Source organism: Nocardia aurantiaca (assembly GCF_009708175.1).
GTDB classification, from domain to species: Bacteria; Actinomycetota; Actinomycetes; order Mycobacteriales; family Mycobacteriaceae; genus Nocardia; species Nocardia aurantiaca.
The window spans coordinates 103,315-125,336 of sequence record NZ_WMBB01000010.1; the positions used below are offsets into that span (position 1 = coordinate 103,315).

Below are 22,022 nucleotides of genomic sequence, written 5' to 3' on the forward strand. Positions count from 1 at the left end.
GAGGGTCATGGCGGCACGGCAAATCTGTGGAAGACCTATTCTCGGGATAGGTCCAGCAGAGAGGCCGCATGCCGTGACCGGACGGAACGAGCTGCTCATCGAGGCTCGGCTGCGCATGGAATCACCCGGAGCGCCGGGTCGATCGATGACTCGCCGGGAGTTGGCGGACGCTGTCAACGACCACGTCTTCCGGGCCACCAGCAAGCGCGGGGCCGTCGACGAACGACACGTCGGGAAGTGGGAGCGAGGCGAAACGACGTGGCCCAGAAAGCATTACCGAGCCGCACTGCGTGCGGTCCTGAACGTGGCGACCGATGCCGAACTCGGCTTCAGCACGCCGCATCGCACGGCGGATGACGAGGCCGTGAACCGCAAGCAATTCCTCTGCGGCGCGCTCGTGGTGACCACGAACGTGGTGCTGCCGAATTCCGCGCCAACCGAATCCGAGCTCATCGACACCCTGGCCGGACCGACCGCCAACTATCGGCGGATGGAATCCTCGCTGCCCTCGGATCGGCTGGCGCCGGTGGTGTACGCGCACCTGAACCTGGTGGCCGGGGTGGTGCGCGATCGGCTGCGCACCTCGGCCGGCTTCCGTGCGCTGTCCGAAATCGCCGGGCTGGCAGCGTGGTTGGCGGCCGATCGCGGCGACGACGTGGCAGCGCGGCGGCGGTATGCGGAGGCGATCCGGCACGCCGAGCGGACGCATCATCCGCTGCTGGTCTCCTACATGACGGCCAGCCTCGGGCACTACGCGGTCGAAATGGGTGACGCCCGCGCGGGTTCGATTCTGCTGAGGACGGCCGCCGCGCAACTGGGACCCGACGCGCCCGACAGCGCGGGCGCGTGGATGTCGTCATTGTTGGCCGTGGCGTACGCCGCGACCGGGGAGCGCGCGGGTGCGCTGCGGGCCTTGCGGCGGGCGGAGCGGCTGGTGGATCGGCAGCGTGGGGAACCGCGGTGGCCGTGGGTATTCGCGTTCGACGGGCCGAAGGCGGCGCGGTATCAGGCCAGCGCGCTGACCCGGCTGGGCGATCATCGCGCGGCCCGTATCGCCTTCGAGAACGCCGATTCCGCACTCACCGCGGAGAAACCACGGGCGCTGGCAAAGGTCGAGCACGCCCGGGTGCTGGCGCACAGCGGCGACATCGAGGCCGGGTGCGCGCTCGCCACGGAGGCACTGCTGGTCGGGCTGACCTATCACAGTGAGCGAATAACCCGCCTGGTCAGGTCATTCCGCGCCGACCTGCCCGCGCGCACCGTCGAGGCGAGGGCCCTCGATGACGCCCTCGCGACCCTCTACAACCGAGACGATCGATGACAAGGGTCGCCATTGCCGGGCATCACGGGCTGTCCGCGCGCGGATACGGCGGCACCGCCGATGTGGTGGCCATCACCCGCACGAGCGGGATGCCGGTGTTGTGGCCGGAAGGGGCCGCGCGCCCCCGACCGGGCTCGCTCACCAGCGAGCGGCGTCCAGCCAGTCGATCATGATCCGAGTCGCCTCCGGCAGTTTGGTGATCGCGCAGTGCCCGGTATCGGGGAGCAGGTGCACCTCGGTGTCGCGGCGGCCCTCGAAGACCAGGGTGTCGGTTGCCGGGATGTGCACGTCGTCCGCGCCGTTGAGCACCAGCATGGGCGCGTTCCAGTCCCGGTCCAGCCACTGACGCAGGCTGAACTGCGACATGCGCTGGGCCAGTTCGGCATCGGTGGGATCGGCGTCGAAACCCATGGCGTTGCCGATGATTCCGCGCATACCGAAGACCCAGGCGCGGTCCGGGTCGAAGGCGCGCTCGATCGGGCCGCCCAGCACGATGGCGGCATCCACCTCGGCGGCCAGGCCGGAGCGCGCCGCGAACCAGCCGCCCATGGAGACGCCCAGGTGCGCGACCCGGCCGTCGCCGAGGGTGCGGGCGCGGTCGATGATCGCGCGGACCACGCCGTAACCGCCATCGGCCGACATGGGGACGGGCGTCTCGCCGGTGCCCGGAATATCGAAGGCCAGCACGCGCATTCCGGTGCGCAGGGCCAGATCGGCGAACAGCGAGTGCAGATCGATCTTCCAGGAGTCGACGCCGCCGGAGACCAGCAGGACCGGGTCGGCGGCCGACCAGCCGGGCGGGGTCAGCAGGTGCACCGGGACGTCGACGCGCATGCCGCGATAGGGGGCCTCGATGGTCAGGCGGGTGAAATCGAGGCCGAAATCCGGTGCGGCGAGCAGGTATTGATCGACCTGATCGGACAGGGCCGCGCGCTTGGACTCATCGGCCAGGGTGGGGAATTTGGCCCAGCCGTAGGCCAGGGCGGCGAGGCGGTGCTGTCCGCCGGCCACGTATCCCTCGGCCAGGGTGGACCATTCGCGGACCCACCCGCCGGGACCGTCGAGCCACATGTCCGTGATGGCCGCCCGCACGGTATCGACGTCGGTTTTCGGCAAGCCGGTGCCCACCATCTGCGGGTATCGCTCGACGAAAAGGTCCTGCGGGTCGACCTGCCATTGGAACGCCATTCGATCCTCCTGCTGCTAACGCAAGATGCTTGCGTTTAGGACGGTAGACCCGTGTCCCAGTTAATGCAAGATTCTTGCGTTAACATCATGGGGTGACCGATTCGGAAGTTCGCCGCCGCACGGGCGGCCGCTCCGCGCGCGTCCGGCGGGCCGTGCTGGACGCCACCCTGGAAGTGCTGGCCGACAATGGATTCGACCAGCTGAGCATCGGCGCGGTCGCGGTTCGCGCGGGCGTGCACGAGAGCTCGATCTACCGGCGGTGGAAGACCCGAGAGCGGCTGATCTTCGACGCGATGATGGAGCACAGCCGGGAGAATTTGCCCGTACCGGACACCGGATCGCTGCGCACGGACCTGATCACGTTCAACCGGTCCATGGTGGCGATCGTCGATTCGCCGCTCGGCACGGTCCTCGGGCGGGCCATGGCGAGCGCGGGCGACAGCCCGGAACTCGCGGAATCCCGCGCCGAGTTCTGGCGGATCCGCCTGGACGGCGCGCGGGTGATGCTCGATCGCGCCATGGCGCGCGGTGAGCTGGAGGCGGCTCCGGATCCATGGTTGGTACTCGAAACTCTCACGGCGCCAATTCATTTCCGAAAGCTGCTCACTCGGGAGCCGATCTCGGAGGACTACGCCGAACGAGTTGTCGACCTCGTGCTGAACGGGCTGCTTTCGGCCCCTGGCGAGAGGAAATCGGAATGATGGCCCTAAGGGGAGCATCCGGGGAGACGGGTGGCGCGATGTCTCGCCGGAGGAGCTGACGCCCATGGTGTTCAGCCCTGGGGCGGTACGGCGGCGGCCGCGCCGAATCCCCTCGGCGAGGCCGCGGGTTTCCCTCCGCGTCGGTCCCCTGCCTCATCGCGATCCCGTGAGCCAGCTCGCGGTGCCGCTCGGCTGCGCGCAGCCCACTTCGGCGTAGGGTCGATGGCGACCGCTCAGCTATCTCGTAGCCGCACCGCGTGATTCGCGGTGGGAGAGGACGCAGCAATGTCGACCGGGGAACCAGTCATCGTCGCCGTGGACGAATCGGCCGGTTCGGCGGTGACCTGGGCCGCCCACACCGCCGCTCTGCACCACGCGCCCCTGCACCTGCTGCGCGTCCTCGAGATCACCCCCGACGAGGGCCTGGGCCTCGGCACCGCGATCACCACCGAGGACTACGCCCGCCTCGAGGAGCACGGCAACTGGCTGCTGGAAACCGCCGCCCGCGAGGCCGCCAAAACCGCCCCCGATCTCACCATCACCACCGAACTCGCCACCGGCGCAGTCGTCCCCACGCTCGTCGAGCGCACCCGTGTGGCCCGCATGGTCGTCGCCGGCGCCCGCGGCGGCGGCGCCCTTCGCCGCGCCCTGCTCGGCTCCGTCAGCTCGGTTCTGGCCCGCCGCTCCCACTGCCCCTTCGTCGTGGTCCGAGACGGCGTCCCCCTCCCACCCGACCTCGCCACCCGCCCCATCCTGGTCGGCGTCGACGGCACCAAGATCAGCGAACCCGCCATCGCCGCGGCCCTCGACGAAGCCTCCGTCCGAGGCGTAGCGGTGATCGCCCTCCACTCCGAAGGCTCCTCCGACGACCCCGAAATGGACGCCCTCGACGACTACGTCCTCGCCGAATCCCTGGCAGGTTGGCAAGAGCGCTACCCCAACGTCCGCATAGACCGAGAAACCACCCATATCCGCCCCGAACGCTCCCTCCTCGACCTCTCCACCAGCACCCAACTCCTGGTCGTGGGCACCCGAGGCCGAGGCGGCTTCACCAGCAGGGTCTTCGGCTCCACCAGCCAATCCCTACTGCTCTCGGTCGAAACCCCCATCATGATCGCCCCCACTCCCTGACCGCTCCCCTTGTTCCTCCCCGAGGTCGTTCCCCTCGAGGGCCCTCCCTTGTGGATGGCCCCCCGAATACCTGCTACCAGCACGACCGTACGGCTCGGTAGTCTGACCCAGACGCCCCCGTAGCCCAATTGGCAGAGGCAGCGGACTTAAAATCCGCCAAGTGACGGTTCGAGCCCGTCCGGGGGCACATTCCTGCGCAGGTCACGGGCTTTCACGCAGTACCACCGCATACGACGTTGTCGCGCTTTGTCACAGCTCGACCGAAACCGGTCCAGCAGCTTTCAGCGCCCACACTGGCTATGCGTGTACGTCGCTGGCGTGATCGCTGAGGACGCGTGCCCGAGCCAGGCAGCGATGTGCGATCCATTCGGGACTGCCCGCACGATCAGGTGACAGGTTCGGCCACGCGAAATAACCGCGATTTCCGCTGCACAGCAATAAAATTCATTCTAAACCGTGTCACCATCGATCGAATGATACTGCGACACAGGAATTCTGGGCATCGCTGGCGAGTCAATCACGCCTCCGAGAGACGCTCCTCGGCCTGCTGCAAGTGCGACAACCGGCTCGTGTGCTTGTGCACGTCCGATGTGTCCGTGATCCTCGGTTCCGTTGTCCGCCCCGGAACTGGACCTCCTTGAACTAAGGTTCAAGTCAAGTGCCGAGACCATGGGAAAGAAATGGGCATGCTCATGACTATCGGGCGGCTCTCCGAACTCACCGGGGTGCCCGCATCGGCCATCCGCTTCTGGGAACGCCACGGCCTGCTGCCGGAACCCGAGCGGCACAGCGGCCAGCGACGCTATCCGGAGAATGCGGTGGAGCGAATCGCTCTGCTGCGGAAATGTCAGCGCGCCGGGTTGACCCTGGCTGATCTCGCTGAACTTCAGCAGGATCGACCACGGCGAACCGAGATGATCACCGCGAAACTCGCCGAGACCGAACAGCGGCGGATAGACCTGGAACACGCCCGTCAGTTCCTCGAACACGCGGTGCAATGCAGCCGTACGGACATCCTCGACTGCCCGAAGTTCCGAGCGCAGATGGCATTGTGGAAATGAATTGCGCGTGGGCTCATACGTTCGCCCGATGGCGGACGGCCGCGGGAGATGCCCTCGGCCCGCGCGGCCGCCCGATCGGTCGAGGCCTGGTCAGCCCGCGGGCGTGTCGTCGGGAAGCAGGTCGGCGACGATCTCGATGCCGAGCGCGTAGGCCGGGGCGCCGCCGGTGATCAGTGCCGTCTCCGCGACACCGACGAGATCGGCGAGGCCGGCGCCCGCGCGCAGGGCGCCGCGGGCATGCAATCGTGCCGCGTCGCCACGGCCGAGTACCAGCAGTTGGCCGACATGCACGAGCTGCTGTGTTCGCGTGCCCAGAGGATTCTCGTGGAGGACGCGGTGACGCAGCGTCGCGAACGTGTCCTCGATTGTGAGCCGACCGACCGCGCGAGCGACCCGCAGTCGATCTTCGATGCCGGGTGGGACGGATCCGTATGTCACGCGGTAGCGGGCCCGGATCGTGTCGAGTTCACGCGAGTCGGTCATGACGCCGCCCGCGCCATGTATGCCCGTACGGCTTCGAGAGCACCGGCGGGGAAGTCGACCGCCCCACCGAGCGCGCGTGCCGCGAGTTCGGCCTCGGCGCTTTCCTCGATCGCGGTCAGCAGATCGGCCGCCTGCCGCGGGTCAGGCCCGAACACCAGCAGGCCGTGGTTCGCCAGCAGCACCGCCGATGTGGTCGGACGCTGCGCCAGGATCTCCGAGATTCCGCGCACCGAGACGTCCGAACCACGCGGGCCCCACGGCACGACCGGCACTTCCTCGGCTTGCCCGAACCGCAGCATGGGCTCGGTGCGGCAAGGCAGCGGCTGGTGAGCGACGGCGAAGGCCGTCGCGGCGGGCGAATGCGTGTGCAACACCGCCCCGACCTCCGGACGGGTCCGATAGACGACGCCGTGCATGTTCACGATCTCTGTGCTGGCGGATTGCAGTCGTCCCCCGAGCACCTGGCCGTCGACGCCGACCACCGCGACCTGGTCGGCTCGCAGGCCGCGAACGAAGCCCGGGGTCAACAGGAATCGTTCACCGTCGAGCCGGGCGCTGAGATTAGCGTGCCCGGAATGCGACATCACTCCCGAGTCGAAGAGGTGTTCAGCGGTTCGCACCAGCAGGTCGGCGGTTGCCGCGACAGTCGATGATTCGGTCATTTCGATCCTCCAGTTTCTCGTTCCCCCTCGAGGACAACCGTCCGCCTTGAACCAAGGTTTAAGTCAAGGGTTGTGACCTACGCTCTGCTACTCGAGCGATCGTCACGGCGATCAACCCGGCGGCGGGCCGCATGCCTACTACGGCCGAGTTCCAAGTCCTGAGGTAACAACGGCTTTGGCGCCCTTGGGGTCAAGTCCCGGGGCGTGGTGTAACTGGGTGGTCACCGCATGATCCGAAATGGGTGCTTTCGGCTCCGTCGAATGCCTCACGGCCCGTTGATCTTCCGAAGCACTGCACTTGCCGGTTCGGTCAGCCCGGCCTGCGGCACATCAGCGAATTCCTTCACAAACTCGGCTCGCCGTGGGGCGAGAGTCTGTTCTGGCCGTATCGTTCGGACACCGCAAGAAATGTCGGTCGTAGATCCGTGCGGGCCGGGGCTGCGGGTGCATTCTCGGTGACCTTGTCCTCATGGCTGAACAGCTGGGCCCGAATGGGTTGCTCGTCGCTCACAATTGGGTTCTTTCGTTTGTTGGGTCTCACGCGGCTCGTGCCGATCCGCGCGATGTGCGTTACTAAGTGTCAGGGTTCTCGGTGCGATGGATATCGCGTTCCCGCACGACCTCGAACCACGGTCTCGAGAACCATGAAACCCGCGTCGGCGGCGCGGGTTTCATGCTGTCGGCTCCTGGGTCGCGCGGACGCTCTGGGCCTGCGGGCCGTTCGGGCCCTGGTCGATCTCGAACCCCGTCGTCGAGGGACTCGAAGCCGGAGCCGGAAATCTCGGAGTAGGGGACGGAAACGTCAGGTCCGCCGTCGTCTCTGCGCGATGAACCCGAAGCCCGGCTCGATCAGCGGTACTCGGACGGCTAGGCCGGATTCTTCACCGGCTCACTGCAATTCGGTCTTCACCGGCTCACTGCAATTCGGACAGGTCGAGGCCGAGCATGGCCAGCAGATGTACGCAATCGGCGGCATCGTGTGCGTGGTCGGCGACCGTCTTCGCGGCCAGCGCGTTTCGCTCGAGGTGTGCCGCCTTCTCAGCGGCGCGGACATCCGCGAACACGGTCGCCGGACCGGCGAAAGGGTTGCTTCGGGCCGAGGTCATGAAGGCTCCTTGCGGGTAGCCTCGACCGAACACCGAATGCCTGCGATCGAGGGCCGATAACAAATCACTACCCGCCGCATCCTGTGTGACGGCCGATGATCGAATTCGGCTGATACCGACATTACCCCCTCAACCGCCGCGGTACTTGATTACCGGTTTACGGACCAATCTCATGTCCGCAGCGGAGCAGAGACGGCGGGTGTGAATCCCTCAGCATGAGGCGCTGGCCGCCTGCACTTCGGTGAGCGCACGCCGCGCGAGCTCACCGAAGTCGTCGCTGTTGGCGGGGTCGCGCCAGCGCTCGTAGGCGACCTCCCACGCGAGGGCGCCCAATTCGGCGGCCACGCGCGCGGTCAGGCCGGGAACGCCGCGGCGTTCGAGCGCGTCGATCATCGCCGTGGTGAGGCCGAGCCCCTTCAACGCCTCACGTTCTCGCAGTTCCGGATTGGCGGCGATCACCGCCTGCCTCCGGGCGCCGAATTCGCGACGATCGAGTGTGAAGGCTTCCCTCCCGATCACATCCAGGGCGTGCGCCACCGCTTCGAGTGGTCCGGCCCCGGCCGGCGCCGCGGCGATCCCGTCGATCACCAGTCCGGTCATGGTGCCCCCACCGAAGAGCACCTCCCGTTTGTCGGGGAAATGGCGGAAGAAGGTGCTCTTCGTGAGCCCGGCACGCTCCGCGATCTCGATCACCGTCGTGTTGTCGTAGCCCTGCTCCTCGAACAGCTCGAGGGCGGCGACGGCGAGTCGTTGTGAGGCGTTGGGTTGCCAGCGGGCCATGGAAAAAGAATACGGGACTTGGTCCCGTCACTGAGTGTATGGTGATGGGACCAAGTCCCATCATCTTGTCTGCTGGAGGTAGCCATGAGCCGAGCTATCGTTTATGAGACGTTCGGAGGTCCCGAGGTCCTGCAGGTGCGGGAGGTTCCGGAACCGCACGCCGGGCCGGGCGCGGTCCGCGTCCGCGTCACGGCCGCCGGTCTGAATCCCATGGATTGGGGTATCGCCTCGCGGCTCGAAGCGGCGGCGCAGTTCGGCATCACCGTGCCATCCGGCTTCGGTTACGACTTCGCCGGGGTCATCGACGAAATCGGCACCGGCGCCGCGGGTTTCGCCGTAGGCGACCGTGTCTACGGCGGCGCGCTGGGACGGGCCGTTGCCGATTTCGTGGTGATCGAGACACCCACTTCGGGGAGCGAGATGCTCTGGCATACGCCGGAGGTCATCAGCGACGAGGTGGCGGCCGCGCTTCCGGTAGCCGGTATGACCGCGGCCGCCGCATTGGCGGCGATCGACCTGCGATCCGGCGATACCGTCCTGATCGGTGGCGCCGCGGGCGGTGTGGGCATATTCGCGGTACAGCTCGCGAAGCTCACCGGTGTCAGAGTGCTCGGGACCGCGTCGGAAGGCACGTTCGAGTTCCTGCGCCGGCTCGGGGCCGAGCCCGTGGCCTACGGCCCCGGATTGGCGGACCGGGTACGAGCCCTGGCTCCCGACGGCGTGACCGCGGCAGCCGACCTGTTCGGCACCGAAACCGCGGAGACCGCACTGGCTCTCGGCGTTCCGCCCGAACGCATCTCTACGATCGCCGCCGGCCCCAGCCCACCCGGCGGCGTGCGCGCGACCGGCGGTTTCGACGCAAGCCCGGAGTCCATGCGGCAGATCACCGACGCGATCCTCGGCGGCGAGATCACCGTCCCGATCGCCGCGACCTACCCGATCGAAAAGATCCGCGATGCCGTGACGCTACAGGCCGGCCGCCACGTCCACGGCAAGATCGTGGTGACCCTCTGACCGAGATGGGCAGTACGCGGACCAGAGCGAACCGGTTTCGGAACTACGACATCAACGAGCCCGGCCCGGACACAGAAAGATCAAACGCCGCACGATAGAACTACGAGCACAGACCTACCCGAGTGCCATCGCCGTATCACGACGAGATGGCCGCGCGAATCCGGGCGACCAGGGCGTCGAGACGCCGCTGATGTGAACCCTCCCAATAGATTCGGCCGCAATCCGAGCACTGCCGGAAGGTGTCGTAGTAGCGGCGGGTCAGCGGTTCGAGCCGATCGATGATGTCCTGCTTGGCCACATCGGTGACGACGCCGCCGCAGCGCAGGCAGCGACTGAACGGCACCAGCCGATCCGCGAGGTCGAGCCGGCGGACGACCTCCACCATCTGCTCGAGCGGATGGTCCGACCGGACGAATACGCCGTGGGTCACGGTGCGGCGCTTGAGAAGTCCGCGGTCGCGGGTGAGCACGATCCGATGCTCGTCCGCGGCTGTCTTCGCCAGCGCTGCGTCGTCGGCTCTCCAGTCGGCGCGGACGTCGAGTCCCATCAGCCGCATCAGCCGTGCGAGCCCGCCGAGGTTGACGTCGACGATGAAGCGCGGATCGCGCAGCGGACGGGGACGCACCCGGGTCAGCGGCCCGATGTCGAGCGTCTCGAACATCGGGTAGACGACAACCCGATCACCCGGCCGCAGATGGCGGCCGAAGTCGGCGGACTCACCGTTCACCAGCACCAGGTCGACCTCGGTGTGCGGAATACCCGCGGCCTCGACGACGTCCTTCACGGTCTGGTGCGGCCGGACCGGCCGCAGCTGCGCCGCGTACCGCACGCCCGGGGGCAAGAAGTCGTTCAGCTCGGCATACGCCCGCAGTTCGACACCGGCGGTCATACGACCATTGTCCGGCTCGAGCACCCAGCCCGCCCAGGGCAATCTCCAGGTGAGCAATCGACGCCGGTCATCGTCTCCCCCGGATGCGCTGATTGAGAGCGGTCCCGCCCTCTCCCCTGACGGACCACCAGAGCAGCCGGTGCCACTGAACGTCGAGGTAGGCAAGGGACATCCGCCCATCAGTGCGGGCTCAGAAGCGGATACTGTGCGCCCCATAAGGTTTCGGCCACCGCACTCTCCGCTTCGGTCAGCGCGGTATGCGGCATTTGGATTCCCTTGGCCGGCGACCTCACGCGAGATGGTCGAAGGTGCCCGCCCCAAACTCCTCGCGATCCCGCGCAGCGAGTCATCGGCAGCGAAACCACGCGAAATCTGTTCGCGCTCGGCCGGACTCAGTCGCAGCTCAGGTCGCTCTCATCACGCGCTCACCGGCTGCGGCGTGGGGGTCGCTCGCACACCGCGCAGCAGCAGGGGCGTGGCCAGCATGGCGACCCCGGCGACCGTCAGCGCGGTGCGCACGCCGGTCGCGGAGGCGAGCACGCCGAACAACACCGTCAGGGCCGCGATGGACAGGTTGCTGGTCACCGACCAGGACGACAGGGTGCGTGCCGCGAGTTCCCTGGGGGTCTGTTCGAGGCGGTAGGCGGCGAAGATCGGATTGAAGACACCGCAGCTGGTGACCAGTCCGAACTGCACGGCGATGACGAGCGCGAGGCCGGGCACGCCGCGGGGGACGAAGGCCAGGCCGATTATCCAGAACGCGCGCAGCATGCCGGAGGCGATCATGACCTTGTGCCGCCCGAACCGCTGCGCGAGCGGGGCCGCGCTGCGGGCGCCGATCAGTCCGCCGACGCACGGTGCGGCGAAGGCCAGGCTGTATTGCCATGGCGCGAAGCCGAGCTGGCGGAGCATGAGCACGGCGATCAGCGGCTCGCCGGCCATGACGAGTCCGTTGCACAGATTCGTATTGAACAGCAGCGGGCGTAGTGACGGATGAGACAGGATGTGCCGCCAGCCGTCGAGCAGATCCCCGACGCGCATCCCCGGCGTGGCCGGGTGGCCGGGGTGCGGTTCACCTCTGCCGATCGCGGAGATGCCCAGCGCGGAGAGCAGATAGCTGATCGCGTCGACCGCCATGGTGATGACCGGGCCGAAGATCCCGATCGCCGCGCCGCCCAGCGGCGGACCGATGATCAGCGAGGTCCAGGTAGTTGCCTCGAACCGCCCGGTGCCGATGATCAGATTCTGCTGGGGCACAAGCGTTTTCAGATAGGCGCCGCTGGCCGCGTTGAAGGCGATCTTGGCGGTGGCTACCAGCACCACCACGAGCAGCAGGTGGGTGTAGGTGAGGATGCCCAGGAGGTAGGCGGCCGGGATGCTCGCCATCGCGGCGAAGCGGCCCACGTCCATCGCGATCATCACCGGCCGCTTGCGACGCGCCTCGACCCAGGGGGCCAACGGCACCGCTAGCACCGCGCCCACGGCCAGTCCCGCCGCCGACAGGGCCGACACCGCCGCCGGTCCCGCGTGCAGCGCGAGTACGGCGATGATCGAAAATGCCCCGAGCCCGAACCCGGATCCGTAGGCGCTGGCCGCATACGCGGTCCACAGCCACCGGAATTCCTGGCCCAGTGCTGGTCCCCGCGCGGCTGCCCGCCGCGTATTCGTTCCCCATGCCACGGGAGGTGGTCAAAGCGGACGCCGGACCATCGGACAAACAACCGGCCGTCTCCGATACACAACCAACAGTTGTCCAGCCAGGCCGGAATGCGGGACAGTGTGGCCGCAGCGGGTGAAGCGTCCGGGCGTGTCGCGGTCCAGGTCGAAATTCCCTGAAAGCCAATGGTGTTCGGTGCGAAATCTGGCTCGCAATCTTTCGACGCGGAGGGGCTCCCGATCCCGTGCCGGAGCTTTGGGTGCGATACCCTCCACAACCAACTGTTACGCGGATGCGGTATTCGAGGGAGGTGGAGTGACAGACCTGGACCTGGCGGCCGTGCGGGCCTTCGTGACGGCGGTCGACGAGGGGCAGTTCGGATATGCGGCGGCCGTGCTGGGGCTCACACAGCAAGCCGTGTCCAAGCGTATTGCGAAGCTGGAGGGCCAGCTCGGGGTGAGCCTGTTCGACCGGGCGTCCTCGGGCAGCGTGGTCAGCGCCGCCGGGAAGCGGGTGCTGCCGCATGCGCGGTCGCTGCTCGAGATCGCGGCCGATACGGTCGTCGCCGCGCGGCCGGAGACCCGTCCGCTGCGGATCGCCGTGCAGAGCGAGCGAGAGGCGGCGGCGGATTTGGTCCGCTATTACGCGGATCGGCACCCGGAGGCGGACATCGAACTCGTGATCGGCACCGCCTTCCGATCCGGGCGCGACGCCCTGCTCAACGGCCGCGTGGATGCGACCTTCGCCCGCCCGTACGGCGGCCCGCGCCGGCTACCGTCGGGAATCGGCATCGTCGCGGCGCTGGTGGACCCGTGGCATCTGCTGGTCGGTAAGAAGCATCCGCTCGCCGGGCGCCCCGCGGTCACTCCCGCCGACATCGTGCCCTACCCGAGTTGGGCGCCCGGCGCGTCGGTGCCCTCGGAATGGGCGGACTACTACGGGGATTGGGCAGAATTCAGCGGAATCACGATACTCACCGGCCGCGAACCCGGCGGCGAGCCCGAACGGGAGGACGACCGAGCTCGCGGATTGTTCGGTAAGTCGGGTGTGCTGGACCGCATCGCCGCCTCGGATTCGCTGTCGATGTTCGCCGCCGCAGGTCTGCATCTCCCATGGCATCCACACATCCGCCGCCTGCCGGTCCTGGACCCCACCCCCGCCTATCCTTACGCCCTGCTCTGGTCGACCGCCGATCCCCACCCTGCGGCGCCAGACCTGATCGATCATGTCCGGGATAACTACAGCGCCGACATCCTGGCCGACTGCTGGATTCCGGAGTCGGATCGCGCGATCTTCCAGCCGTGAGGCGCGAGGTCCCCTCGACAGGACCGTCAGCATCAATTGGCACTCAACTCGGCATGATGGCTCGGACCGGCAGGGCCACTTGATCTTCCACTGCCAAGCACTGGCAGGTTCGAACCGCACGCCACGCGGCATGTGCGGACATCCAGATCAGCGACGCCGATCCGCCAGAGCAGAACGCGCGGGACGCGGCAAGAGCGGACATTCAGCCCTCGCTGCTCGTACCGCACCAGAATGCATTGGCGCAGATGCCCTCTCGATGTTTTGTCCGTCAGGATGCGTGGTCACCGAGCGGCCCGATAGGGTCGATCTAGCGCAAGAGATGGGGACAACGTGGCGATCTGCTTCGAACGGTGGTCAACTTCGGCGACAACATCGAAGCGGCGCGCTCAGCAGCGCTGAGTCGATCGGCCCCCGCCCCGACCACCCTATCCGTGAGCGGGCGCCGGGTTCCTCTCCACGCACCGATACTCAGCACCGACGGCCCCTACATCGAGTTATCGATCCTGCCCGTAGCCGTCGGCCTCGGCGTCTCACTCGATGGTGACCTTCCTAGGTTCGCCCTGACAGCGCAGGAATTGACCGAACTCGCCAACCAGCTGTACGAGATCCTCACTGGCTTCGATGGCTACGTCGCTGCCATCGTCGGTTGGGATCCAGAATGGATAGCAAACATCGCTGCCCTCGAAACGGAGAACATCGACGACCTCAGGACCGGCGCCTTCCACGGTCTCGTTCTGTGCGAGGCACTGCACACCAAACTCGGCCTGGGGCAGGATTACGTCACCTTTCAACCCGGATACCGCTGGGTGCCGTATCGCGGTGAGGCAGCGACCACCCTCCCCGCCGACTAAGAAACGATCTCCAAGGGCCTGCAAAGATTGGTGCAGCCAACCCCATTGCACCCTCATATAAGCATCCTCAACTCGGCATTTCAGTGCGTTCGGCGGACGCGCCCGGGGCAGCCGCAGAGGCCGGCTGGTGACGTAGATTTCGCGGATGCCGGCACCCGGTTACAGAGCGTCCTCGTCTCGGATCGTGTTGCGGCTGGTTCGGTCTCGCGCCTTTCAAGCGCCGTAGGCTGCTCGGGCGGCCTCGACATCGTCCATGTGTTGTTCGGCCCAGGTCTTGACGGCCTGCATGAGCGGCAGCAGCGAGCGCCCGAGCGGGGTGAGTTCGTAGTCCACGCGGACCGGCACGCTCGGTTGCACCGTGCGCGTGATCAGGCCGTCGCGTTCGAGGTTGCGCAGGGTCTGGGTGAGCATCTTCTGGCTCACGCTGGCCAGCCTGCGCTGCAGGTCGCTGTAGCGCTGGGGGCCGTCGGCCAGGGCGTTGATCGCCAGACTCACCCACTTGTCCGAAATCCGGTCCAGCAGTTTGCGGGCGGGGCATTCGGCTAGGTAGGCGTCGTAGGCAGCGCTGCGTTCGGCGCGCAGCTGCGCCGCGGTACGAGTGGGCATGGCGAACCTCCGGGTGCGGTGGGCACTTCGAAGTAGGTACTTCCTATTGAAGAGTAACTCCCCAAGAGTTATGTGCATGAACAGTGCTGAGATGATGCGAGCCGTCGTTGCTCACGGATACGGTGGGCCCGAGGTGTTGCGGCTGGTCGACGTGCCGGTTCCGGAACCCGGACCCGGCCAGGTCCGGATCCGGGTGCGGGCGGCGACCGTCAATCCGGTCGACCTGGTTACCCGCTCCGGCGCGTTGGTCGAAGCCGGGTTGATGGCGCCGCGCGAGATGACGGGCATCGGTTGGGATATGGCCGGCACGATCGACCGACTCGGGCCGTGCGTGGATGGATTCACGGTCGGGCAGCGGGTGATCGGCTTGCGCGACCTGCTTGACGTCTCGCTCGGCGCCTATGCCGAGTACGCGGTGCTCGACGCTGATGCGGTAGCCGCGGCCCCGGCCGAGTTGACCGATGTCGAGGCGGCCACCCTGCCGCTGAACGGTCTGACCGCCGCGCAGTCGCTGGACCTGCTCGGCCTGTCGGCGGGCGACACGCTCCTGGTGACGGGCGCGACCGGCGCGGTGGGCGGCTTCGCCGTGGAAATCGCGGCGCAGCAGGGCATCCAGGTGATGGGCCAGGGCCTCGACGCGGAGTTTCTCCGCTCGGTCGGCGCGCGGTGGACCCTCGCACGCGATGCCGATGTGGCCGCCGAGGCCCGCCGCCTGGTCCCCGGTGGCGTGCACGCCGCACTCGACACCGCCGGGCTCGGCGGTCGAGCTCTCGCCGCTGTCCGCAATCGCGGCCAGTTCGTCACCGTTGTCGGCGGTGCCGATCCGATCCCGTTGCGCGGCATCACTGTCCACCACGAATGGATTCACGCCGACGGTCAAGCTCTCGCCCGCCTTGTCGAAAGAAAGCTCACCACTCGCGTCGCCGCCACCCTGCCGCTGCACGCCGCGGCCGAGGCCCACACCCGCCTCGCTGCGGGTGGTCTTCCCGGCCGCATCGTCCTGACCCTGTGACTGCTTTGGGGCAGGAGTGCCGCATCGAGCACAGTATCGGTAGACCGCCCAACCATTTCCGAACGCTGGAGGGTTCTCTCGGCCAGGTTGGTCTGTCCCTGCCCGATTCGAGGCGGGAGCTCGGCTGGATCGGTCGCGCTGATCGCATGTACGTTCCGTGTTTCGCGCCGGCGCGTGCCACCTCCTGGCCTACGCCTTTCTCGAAGAGCATTCCAACCGCTCCGGCCGTCGCCGCGGCGCACCTACATGCCGAAATGCGTCCGACGGACCGCCTCGACCGCTTCGACGGGGCCGCTGAGTTTGACCTCTGCGGCGCTTCGACGGCCGAAGAGATATAGCAGCAATTCGCTTGGAAGGCCGGTGATACGCGCTGTGGGATTTCCTCGCCGGGCTCGGATGGTCTCGGCTGTGCCGGTCCACTCGAGTTCGAGTCCCGCACCGTGCAGGCGGCGGGCGAGTAGCCATGGCGCGCAGGCGACGTTATGCCAGAGCGCGGCATCCATGGCGGACGAGTTCCCACGGGGACGGCGGCCGTTGGCTCGGCGGACATCTTCATGGTGAACGAAGAACTCGTTGAGGTTGGGGACGCGCCGCACCCATCCGATCCGGAAGAGGCCCGGCGGCGGTCCGGATCGAATGGTGGACACCAGCGAGCGGAAGTCCTTGCGCGCGAGCACCCTTCGCCGCCGCTCAGCGAAGCGACCCCAGGCACCCCGAAGGACGAGTCCGGGTCCGGCCAGCGGGTCGTGTTCGCGGAGCACGAGGTGCGCCGCGAGATCACGCGTCGTCCATGGGGTGAGAAGCGTGGGCGCCGCGGGGCCGAGCTCGTCGAGCAGATCGGCAAGCTGTTCTCGTTCGACGGCATCGAAGAACGGACCGGCCACGCACGAAATTATAGCGAGTGTCGATCTGACGAGCTTCGTTCTGCAATAAGAACATTCGAACGTCGGCATGCACGAGGCCGTCTATCGTGCAGGTCCTGTTCCTCGTCCGAGATTATTCGGATTCAGAACTCGGGTCGAAAGAGCCACGGCTCGCCGACGGTGAGATCCGCTGAAATGCCTGTGCGGAAATTCCTCGAGGATCTCGTATCGTGAGCGGAGCTGGTGGATCAGCCTTCGTCGATAGCCGAGGGGAGCCGGGTCGGGTCGGCGAAGTACACCTGGCCGGCGATGAGCAGATCGCCGGCGGCGGTGAACATCTCGGCCGTCGGCATGGCGACGACCCTTCCCGTCGTACGCCTGGCGAACTCCACGGTGCAGCTCAGGACCGCGTCGGAACCCTCGGTGATGATCCGCTCGCGGACGAAGGCGATGTCGAACAACCCGCCCATCCGGGTCAGCAGGGCGATGTAGGCATCGATGCCGGTGTGGATTCCACCCCGGGGTTTCAGGGACCGGACCGAATTTGGTCGACTAGCCGAGGTAGGGCTACGGCGAAGGCTTGTGCGGCGAACTTCCAGGTGTGGTCGCCGGGCAGGATCGTGAGTTCGGTGGGGATGCCGGCTCGCCGTGTGGCGGTGGAGAGTTGGCTGGCGTGGCGGATGTGTGCCGGCTCGGCGGTGCCGCAGACGAACAGCCCCGTCACGTCGTGGTAGGGACCGTGGTGGGCGAGCACGGTGAGTGTGTCGTGCGCGGCCCACGCCGCGGCATCACCGTTGAACAGTTTGCTGATCGTGCGCTGTTTACTGCCCAGGTTCGGGCCGAGGTCGCCGGAGATGTCGACGAAATGGTAGAAGGTGTCGGGGTGCTCGACGACCAGGTCGACGGCGCAGGTGCCGCCCATGGACCAACCGAGGACACCCCAGTCGCGGGGCGAGGGCTTGGCGTCGAAAGTGGACACTATGTAGGCGGGGATGTCCTTGACGAGGTGGTCCTCGGCGTTGCCGGCGGTGCCGTTGACGCATTCGGTGTCGGTGGTGACGTGGCCGGTGGCGTCGGTGAACGCGAGGATCGGTGCGAGCCCGCTGTGCTGATGAGCGTAGGCGTCGGCGGTTTCGATTGCGTGGCCCGCGCGGATCCAGTCGTCCGGAGCGGCGAACACACCGCCGATCAGTTCCAGTACCGGCAGCTGTGGTCGAGGCCGGTGAAACCAGGCCGGGGGCAGGTAGACGAATTCCCGGCGGTGTCGGAAGTGGCTGAGCGTATCCGGAATAGCGACGGCCACGAGCCGGCCGGTCGACGTCGTGGGTGGAACGGCGCCGAGCTGGGAAAGGTCGACCGCGGCGGGCATCGGCGCATGGGATATCGTGCGCCAGGCGTCGCGGAGCGTGGGGTAATAGCCGATCGCGGCGTTGACGGCGTTGACCGATGTTGCGGTGGTCAGCATGATGGCGAGCAGCGCGACTCCGCGCCGCCACCAACGGTTGCCGCGCCAGCCGACGATCAGCGTGAGCGCCGCGAACAGCAACACCGCGAGCCAGATCCACGCTTCGGTCGGTACGGGTTCGGTCAAGGCCAGCATGGCTGGGACAGCGACCCACGCCCCGAAGGCCCCCACTGCCGCCGCGCCCGCAGTAATCGGCAACCATCGCGCGCGCCATCGGCGATCGCGCCAACCGGTGGCGAGCACCACCAGGATCGCTGACGCGATCCGCAGTGCCCAGGGAAACCACCCGTCCAGTAGCGACACCCTCATTTCGGCCACCTCGCGGGTGTGGTGGTTGTGTAGCCGCGGCTGGCTGCCTTCGGCGCGACAGGTTCGCGACCGAGGAACTCGCGGTCGGCAATTCCGCCGATGCGTGGGTCGTCCGGCGCGGAACACGGATCCGTTGCCATGACCCGGCCCGGTTCATCGACTGCGGCGGTAACCATCCATGTCGCGATCCTACCCGCGGCCCGCTGGCGATACCGCCATACCACCAGCTACTTGCCCCTGAGAAAGTATGTCGAGTAGCTGGTGCCGCCCGTCGATGCCGATGTGGTCACGGATGAACGCCGACAGCCGTTCCGCGCCCGGGCAGCACTCGCCAACGGTGGCGTCCTGCACGCGGGCGAGCAATCATTCCGGACCCAGATCCCGTGTGCCTCATACCATCTCGACCAGGCCGCGACCACGCCATTGCCGGCTACCGGGACTGATCCAGTCCCCGCCCGATCCGACGAGCGCACTCGGGGATCTGGCGCGCTTGCTCGGCCATGAGATCCAGCAGCCCCGTTCCACCGCGAGCACCGCGCTCAGCCGGCTGCTCGACCTGATTCTCATCCGCCCGTTCGCGACGAGACGAAGCCGAAGGGCTGAGTTCGGCGACGTCTCAATGTGATTGATCGTCCGGGCATCGGCACCCATGTCCGGGAGTCGATCGATACGAAACTCGCAAAAAACCATCACGGTTGGTTTGCTATGCACTATTGTCACCCCCGAAGCGCCGAATTTCCGAAAAATAGTGCAGGCCAAGGGCATTGCGGAGGTAGGGCGCAGGGCGGCGGGCCGAGCGGCAAGCCGCACTGCCGGCGCTTCGTGTGGAAGCCGTGAATCCGTCCCGGACAGCAAGGACACACCGTGTACGCACGCAACCTCGTCACCTCCCTCGGTGCGCTCGCCGCCGCCACCGCCCTCGCCTCCGGCACCGCGAACGCCGCGGCTACCCTCACCGTTGACTCCGCCCGCGAGACCAATGGCAATGCCGTGATCAGCGTTTCGTACCAGTGCACCGCCGGGCTCGGCGCGGAACTGTCGATCACGGTCCGCGCCACCCCCTTCCTGGGCTCCGCGGTCAACGGCAGCTCCCTCGCACCCGCCAACTGCATCGGTCAGCCCCAACAGGCCACTGTCACAGTGAATCCCGTCCAACTGTTCGGCGACTCCGCCACATTTCAATCCGGATCCATCACCGACATCACGGTCACCGTCCTCGACCTCACCCTGAATTCGCCCGTCACGACTACGAAGAAGCGATTCGACCACCTCGGCTGACAGGGAGGCCGCACAGAGCCGCGCTGCTGCCGTCCACCGGGGACGCGGACGCGGGCAGACAACATCTACGCCGATGGGCTGGCGATCAAGCACCACAGGGCGATAGCGGGGTCGAGGTTGCACAATCCGCCGGCAACCGGCTCGGCCGGCGCCGGAGCCGGCGATTCGAGCGGAAGGGGGGCGGCCATGGCGGCGCCGCCGCCGACCAGGGTCGCCGCGCCGATCAGGACCCCGACGAAGATTCCACGCCGTGCGAACATTTGAAACTCCTCTGAATATGGGGCGGTTGCGACCGAGAACCAGGGTGGTAGCGAATCAGATGGCGACGCAGGCGGATCCGAGGTTGACGCCGGTGCCGACATCAACGGGCAGCCGGATCTGAGCCGACGCGTTGGGCTGGACGGCGTAGATGTAGGTGATCTTCGTCGAGGACGGAATCCATGTCGCCTTCGCGACGCCGCCGGAGGGCTTCGCCTCGGCGAATCCGCTGGGCCCCTGCCCCTCCTCGAAGAAGTAGACCGTCTGGCTGTCGTCGTCCACCGTGACGGTCACTGTGTACGAACAGGTCGTTCCGTACCGGTGTGCGCCGAGGGTGGACGCGGGCGCGATCGCGATGCCGGTGACGGTCGCCGAGGCCGACGGCGCGGTCAGCGCGGTCACGCTCGCGACGACGCCGAGTGCGGCAACGCCCGCGGCCATGCCACCGGCTCTCGCCGAGAACTGTTGAACCTTGCGCTTTTTGGGGCTCATGGTCCATTCGTCGGATGATCCCCGGACATCGTTAGCACCAGTGCGGCCCCCAAAACCAGGGGCCATCGAGCCACCACATCGGATGCGTCGTCGACCAACTCCGGACCGGCGGTGAGCGGTGATCCGCACGGCGCCTCATCGGGGCCCGATCCCTCGAACCGGCGCCCAGCGTTGTTCGAGCTTGGCCCAGCGCCAGTAGGCGACGGCGATGATCCAGGCGAGGACGAACAGGCCGACAATGCCGAATCCGACGTTGTTGAGGTTGATTCCGGCGATCCAGTCGGTGATGGGGTTGACGAAGTCGGCGTCGTCGTGGAGGACGGTGATGAGTTCGATCGAGCCGACTATCAGCGCTACGGCGATCGACAGGGCCGTGATGGTGAGGTTGTAGTAGATCTTGCGGATCGGTTCGGAGAAGGCCCAGTCGTAGGCCACGTTCATGAACAGGCCGTCGAGGGTGTCCATCAGGCTCATGCCCGCGGCGAAGAGCAGCGGCAGCACCACGATCGCGTACCAGGGCAGCCCGGCCGCGGCGCCGGAACCGGCGAGGGCCAGCAGGGCGACCTCGGTGGCGGTGTCGAAGCCCAGACCGAAGAGCACGCCCACCGGGTACACCTGCGCCGGGCGGCGTACCGCCCGCATGATGGGGCCCAGGATGCGGGCCAGCGCGCCGCGCGCCTGCAAGGCGGCTTCGAGCTCCTCGGCATCGAATTCGCCGCGGCGGGTGCGCTGGAACACGCGCCAGATCCCGATCAGCGCAACCACATTCAGCAGGCCGATCAGATACAGGAACGATCCGGACGCCACCGTGGACACGATGCCGAGGGTCTTGCGGGTGGGCGACTCATCGTCGACCAGTTCGCCGACCACCCGCGCACCGGCCACCACCAGCAACGCCAGCACGAACACGATGGTCGCGTGCCCCATGGCGAACCAGAATCCCACCGACTTGGGCCGCTGCCCGTCGGCCATCAGCTTGCGGGTGGTGTTGTCGATCGCGGCGATGTGGTCGGCGTCGAAGGCATGACGCAGACCGAACGCGTAGGCGGTGAAACCCAATCCGACGCCGAAGACCTGGGAGCCCAGCTGATAGCTGTGCGGCGCCACCGCACCGAACAACAACCCGAACGCGACCACGTGAATGGCCGCGACCACACCGAGCAGCACGCCCGCCTCGATCCAGTCCCGCCGCGACCAGTCGTGCAGGACATGACGCAGACGCCGGCGCGCAGCGGTATTCGGACGGGGTTCGACGGACATGCTCGCTGCGACCTTCTCGGGGAACCCGCGTCCCCGCACGTAGGAATGTGGCGAGGCGAGGTCTGACTCCCGAGCCGTGGTGGCCCGGACACAGTGGCGCGACCGTCCCGGATTTGCACCGGATTCCCGACATCGTCACAAGATGTCCGCCCGACTATACAGAGGCGCTGGAGACCGGCCGTGAGTACTCGAGTGCGGCAGATTCGCGGGCGTCGCGATCTTCATGACGTTTGTCGTCATCAAGTGCACACCACCGAGGAGAACGACGGTGATCCGCGCAAACAAGCTGCGAGTGATCGATCGGGATCGCTCGCGCTCGAGGCGAAATTC

At 67.2% G+C, this 22,022-nt stretch carries 23 protein-coding genes, 1 tRNA gene and 1 pseudogene; 10 read left to right on the forward strand and 15 right to left on the reverse strand.

Annotated features, from left to right (window positions below):
• Positions 1-73 precede the first annotated feature (73 nt).
• Complete coding sequence (locus GLP40_RS21740) at positions 74-1,321, forward strand: hypothetical protein (protein WP_230329800.1); 1,248 nt, start codon at positions 74-76, stop codon at positions 1,319-1,321.
• Between the two features lie 138 nt (positions 1,322-1,459).
• On the opposite strand, the gene GLP40_RS21745 is transcribed toward GLP40_RS21740, so the two are convergent.
• Positions 1,460-2,509 carry an alpha/beta fold hydrolase gene (locus GLP40_RS21745; RefSeq protein WP_154789828.1) on the reverse strand — a complete coding sequence of 350 codons (1,050 nt, stop codon included), beginning with the start codon at positions 2,507-2,509 and terminating at the stop codon, positions 1,460-1,462.
• A gap of 92 nt (positions 2,510-2,601) precedes the next feature.
• Between GLP40_RS21745 and GLP40_RS21750 the strand changes: the two genes are divergently transcribed.
• The 4 genes from GLP40_RS21750 (at position 2,602) to GLP40_RS35105 (ending at position 5,402) form a co-directional block, all read left to right on the forward strand.
• Positions 2,602-3,210, forward strand: a complete 609-nt coding sequence (locus GLP40_RS21750) for a TetR/AcrR family transcriptional regulator (protein WP_328290501.1) — start codon at positions 2,602-2,604, stop codon at positions 3,208-3,210.
• 285 nt (positions 3,211-3,495) lie between these two features.
• Complete coding sequence (locus GLP40_RS21755) at positions 3,496-4,341, forward strand: universal stress protein (RefSeq protein ID WP_154789829.1); 846 nt, start codon at positions 3,496-3,498, stop codon at positions 4,339-4,341.
• A 113-nt stretch (positions 4,342-4,454) separates the two neighbouring features.
• Positions 4,455-4,528 (forward strand) — tRNA-Leu (locus GLP40_RS21760).
• A gap of 505 nt (positions 4,529-5,033) precedes the next feature.
• Positions 5,034-5,402, forward strand: coding sequence for a MerR family transcriptional regulator (locus GLP40_RS35105; protein WP_407671652.1), 369 nt, complete (start codon positions 5,034-5,036; stop codon positions 5,400-5,402).
• Positions 5,403-5,492: 90 nt separating this feature from the next.
• On the opposite strand, the gene GLP40_RS21770 is transcribed toward GLP40_RS35105, so the two are convergent.
• From GLP40_RS21770 to GLP40_RS21790, 4 genes are all read right to left on the reverse strand, one after another.
• Positions 5,493-5,885 carry a carboxymuconolactone decarboxylase family protein gene (locus GLP40_RS21770; RefSeq protein ID WP_154789831.1) on the reverse strand — a complete coding sequence of 131 codons (393 nt, stop codon included), beginning with the start codon at positions 5,883-5,885 and terminating at the stop codon, positions 5,493-5,495.
• Positions 5,882-6,547, reverse strand: coding sequence for a class II aldolase/adducin family protein (locus GLP40_RS21775; protein ID WP_154789832.1), 666 nt, complete (start codon positions 6,545-6,547; stop codon positions 5,882-5,884). Before GLP40_RS21775 ends, GLP40_RS21770 begins: the two co-directional genes overlap by 4 nt.
• A 914-nt stretch (positions 6,548-7,461) precedes the next feature.
• Entirely contained in the window at positions 7,462-7,653 is a 192-nt protein-coding gene (locus GLP40_RS21785; protein ID WP_154789833.1) for a hypothetical protein, read from the reverse strand.
• A gap of 210 nt (positions 7,654-7,863) precedes the next feature.
• Positions 7,864-8,433, reverse strand: coding sequence for a TetR/AcrR family transcriptional regulator (locus GLP40_RS21790; RefSeq protein ID WP_154789834.1), 570 nt, complete (start codon positions 8,431-8,433; stop codon positions 7,864-7,866).
• An 84-nt stretch (positions 8,434-8,517) separates the two neighbouring features.
• Between GLP40_RS21790 and GLP40_RS21795 the strand changes: the two genes are divergently transcribed.
• Positions 8,518-9,447, forward strand: coding sequence for an NADP-dependent oxidoreductase (locus tag GLP40_RS21795; RefSeq protein WP_154789835.1), 930 nt, complete (start codon positions 8,518-8,520; stop codon positions 9,445-9,447).
• A gap of 136 nt (positions 9,448-9,583) precedes the next feature.
• Here GLP40_RS21795 and GLP40_RS21800 read toward each other — a convergent pair whose 3' ends face one another.
• The 3 genes and pseudogenes from GLP40_RS21800 to GLP40_RS21810 form a co-directional block, all read right to left on the reverse strand.
• A complete protein-coding gene (locus GLP40_RS21800) occupies positions 9,584-10,336 on the reverse strand; it encodes a Mut7-C RNAse domain-containing protein (RefSeq protein WP_154789836.1) in 753 nt (250 codons plus the stop codon).
• A gap of 297 nt (positions 10,337-10,633) precedes the next feature.
• Positions 10,634-10,738 (reverse strand): annotated as a pseudogene (locus tag GLP40_RS21805) (helix-turn-helix domain-containing protein); the annotation flags it as partial.
• A gap of 15 nt (positions 10,739-10,753) precedes the next feature.
• Entirely contained in the window at positions 10,754-12,016 is a 1,263-nt protein-coding gene (locus GLP40_RS21810; protein ID WP_328290502.1) for an MFS transporter, read from the reverse strand.
• Between the two features lie 292 nt (positions 12,017-12,308).
• Between GLP40_RS21810 and GLP40_RS21815 the strand changes: the two genes are divergently transcribed.
• Positions 12,309-13,298 (forward strand): LysR family transcriptional regulator, encoded by a 990-nt coding sequence (locus GLP40_RS21815; RefSeq protein WP_154789837.1) that lies wholly within the window; start codon positions 12,309-12,311, stop codon positions 13,296-13,298.
• A 350-nt stretch (positions 13,299-13,648) separates the two neighbouring features.
• Entirely contained in the window at positions 13,649-14,149 is a 501-nt protein-coding gene (locus tag GLP40_RS21820) for a hypothetical protein (protein ID WP_154789838.1), read from the forward strand.
• 213 nt (positions 14,150-14,362) lie between these two features.
• Here GLP40_RS21820 and GLP40_RS21825 read toward each other — a convergent pair whose 3' ends face one another.
• Positions 14,363-14,755, reverse strand: a complete 393-nt coding sequence (locus GLP40_RS21825) for a winged helix-turn-helix transcriptional regulator (RefSeq protein ID WP_154789839.1) — start codon at positions 14,753-14,755, stop codon at positions 14,363-14,365.
• Positions 14,756-14,831: 76 nt separating this feature from the next.
• On the opposite strand from GLP40_RS21825, the gene GLP40_RS21830 reads away from it, so the two are divergent.
• Positions 14,832-15,767, forward strand: coding sequence for an NADP-dependent oxidoreductase (locus tag GLP40_RS21830; RefSeq protein ID WP_230329802.1), 936 nt, complete (start codon positions 14,832-14,834; stop codon positions 15,765-15,767).
• A 242-nt stretch (positions 15,768-16,009) separates the two neighbouring features.
• On the opposite strand, the gene GLP40_RS21835 is transcribed toward GLP40_RS21830, so the two are convergent.
• From GLP40_RS21835 to GLP40_RS21845, 3 genes are all read right to left on the reverse strand, one after another.
• Complete coding sequence (locus tag GLP40_RS21835) at positions 16,010-16,651, reverse strand: TIGR03085 family metal-binding protein (protein ID WP_328290503.1); 642 nt, start codon at positions 16,649-16,651, stop codon at positions 16,010-16,012.
• A 227-nt stretch (positions 16,652-16,878) separates the two neighbouring features.
• Positions 16,879-17,100 carry a hypothetical protein gene (locus tag GLP40_RS33330; protein WP_196054756.1) on the reverse strand — a complete coding sequence of 74 codons (222 nt, stop codon included), beginning with the start codon at positions 17,098-17,100 and terminating at the stop codon, positions 16,879-16,881.
• Positions 17,101-17,156: 56 nt separating this feature from the next.
• The gene (locus tag GLP40_RS21845) at positions 17,157-18,404 is read right to left on the reverse strand and encodes an alpha/beta hydrolase (protein WP_154789842.1); all 1,248 of its coding nucleotides are present in this window, start codon (positions 18,402-18,404) and stop codon (positions 17,157-17,159) included.
• 864 nt (positions 18,405-19,268) lie between these two features.
• On the opposite strand from GLP40_RS21845, the gene GLP40_RS21850 reads away from it, so the two are divergent.
• Positions 19,269-19,682, forward strand: coding sequence for a hypothetical protein (locus tag GLP40_RS21850; RefSeq protein WP_154789843.1), 414 nt, complete (start codon positions 19,269-19,271; stop codon positions 19,680-19,682).
• 65 nt (positions 19,683-19,747) lie between these two features.
• Here GLP40_RS21850 and GLP40_RS21855 read toward each other — a convergent pair whose 3' ends face one another.
• The 3 genes from GLP40_RS21855 to nicT form a co-directional block, all read right to left on the reverse strand.
• A complete protein-coding gene (locus GLP40_RS21855; RefSeq protein WP_154789844.1) occupies positions 19,748-19,942 on the reverse strand; it encodes a hypothetical protein in 195 nt (64 codons plus the stop codon).
• A gap of 55 nt (positions 19,943-19,997) precedes the next feature.
• Positions 19,998-20,432 (reverse strand): hypothetical protein, encoded by a 435-nt coding sequence (locus tag GLP40_RS21860; RefSeq protein WP_154789845.1) that lies wholly within the window; start codon positions 20,430-20,432, stop codon positions 19,998-20,000.
• Between the two features lie 135 nt (positions 20,433-20,567).
• Positions 20,568-21,692: a Nickel transporter NicT gene (nicT, locus tag GLP40_RS21865; protein WP_154789846.1), complete on the reverse strand. Its 1,125-nt coding sequence runs from the start codon at positions 21,690-21,692 to the stop codon at positions 20,568-20,570.
• Positions 21,693-22,022: the final 330 nt, after the last annotated feature.

Excerpts from the sequence above, each read along its gene's own strand:
- GLP40_RS21825 (WP_154789839.1), bottom strand. The coding sequence starts at position 14,755 with ATGCCCACTCGTACCGCGGCGCAGCTGCGCGCCGAACGCAGCGCTGCC.
- GLP40_RS21770 (WP_154789831.1), bottom strand. The coding sequence starts at position 5,885 with ATGACCGACTCGCGTGAACTCGACACGATCCGGGCCCGCTACCGCGTG.
- GLP40_RS33330 (WP_196054756.1), bottom strand. The coding sequence starts at position 17,100 with ATGGGCGGGTTGTTCGACATCGCCTTCGTCCGCGAGCGGATCATCACC.
- GLP40_RS21795 (WP_154789835.1), top strand. The coding sequence starts at position 8,518 with ATGAGCCGAGCTATCGTTTATGAGACGTTCGGAGGTCCCGAGGTCCTG.
- GLP40_RS21790 (WP_154789834.1), bottom strand. The coding sequence starts at position 8,433 with ATGGCCCGCTGGCAACCCAACGCCTCACAACGACTCGCCGTCGCCGCC.
- GLP40_RS21775 (WP_154789832.1), bottom strand. The coding sequence starts at position 6,547 with ATGACCGAATCATCGACTGTCGCGGCAACCGCCGACCTGCTGGTGCGA.
- GLP40_RS35105 (WP_407671652.1), top strand. The coding sequence starts at position 5,034 with ATGACTATCGGGCGGCTCTCCGAACTCACCGGGGTGCCCGCATCGGCC.
- GLP40_RS21745 (WP_154789828.1), bottom strand. The coding sequence starts at position 2,509 with ATGGCGTTCCAATGGCAGGTCGACCCGCAGGACCTTTTCGTCGAGCGA.
- GLP40_RS21855 (WP_154789844.1), bottom strand. The coding sequence starts at position 19,942 with ATGTTCGCACGGCGTGGAATCTTCGTCGGGGTCCTGATCGGCGCGGCG.
- GLP40_RS21830 (WP_230329802.1), top strand. The coding sequence starts at position 14,832 with ATGAACAGTGCTGAGATGATGCGAGCCGTCGTTGCTCACGGATACGGT.
- GLP40_RS21800 (WP_154789836.1), bottom strand. The coding sequence starts at position 10,336 with ATGACCGCCGGTGTCGAACTGCGGGCGTATGCCGAGCTGAACGACTTC.
- GLP40_RS21845 (WP_154789842.1), bottom strand. The coding sequence starts at position 18,404 with ATGAGGGTGTCGCTACTGGACGGGTGGTTTCCCTGGGCACTGCGGATC.
- GLP40_RS21785 (WP_154789833.1), bottom strand. The coding sequence starts at position 7,653 with ATGACCTCGGCCCGAAGCAACCCTTTCGCCGGTCCGGCGACCGTGTTC.
- GLP40_RS21860 (WP_154789845.1), bottom strand. The coding sequence starts at position 20,432 with ATGAGCCCCAAAAAGCGCAAGGTTCAACAGTTCTCGGCGAGAGCCGGT.
- nicT (WP_154789846.1), bottom strand. The coding sequence starts at position 21,692 with ATGTCCGTCGAACCCCGTCCGAATACCGCTGCGCGCCGGCGTCTGCGT.
- GLP40_RS21755 (WP_154789829.1), top strand. The coding sequence starts at position 3,496 with ATGTCGACCGGGGAACCAGTCATCGTCGCCGTGGACGAATCGGCCGGT.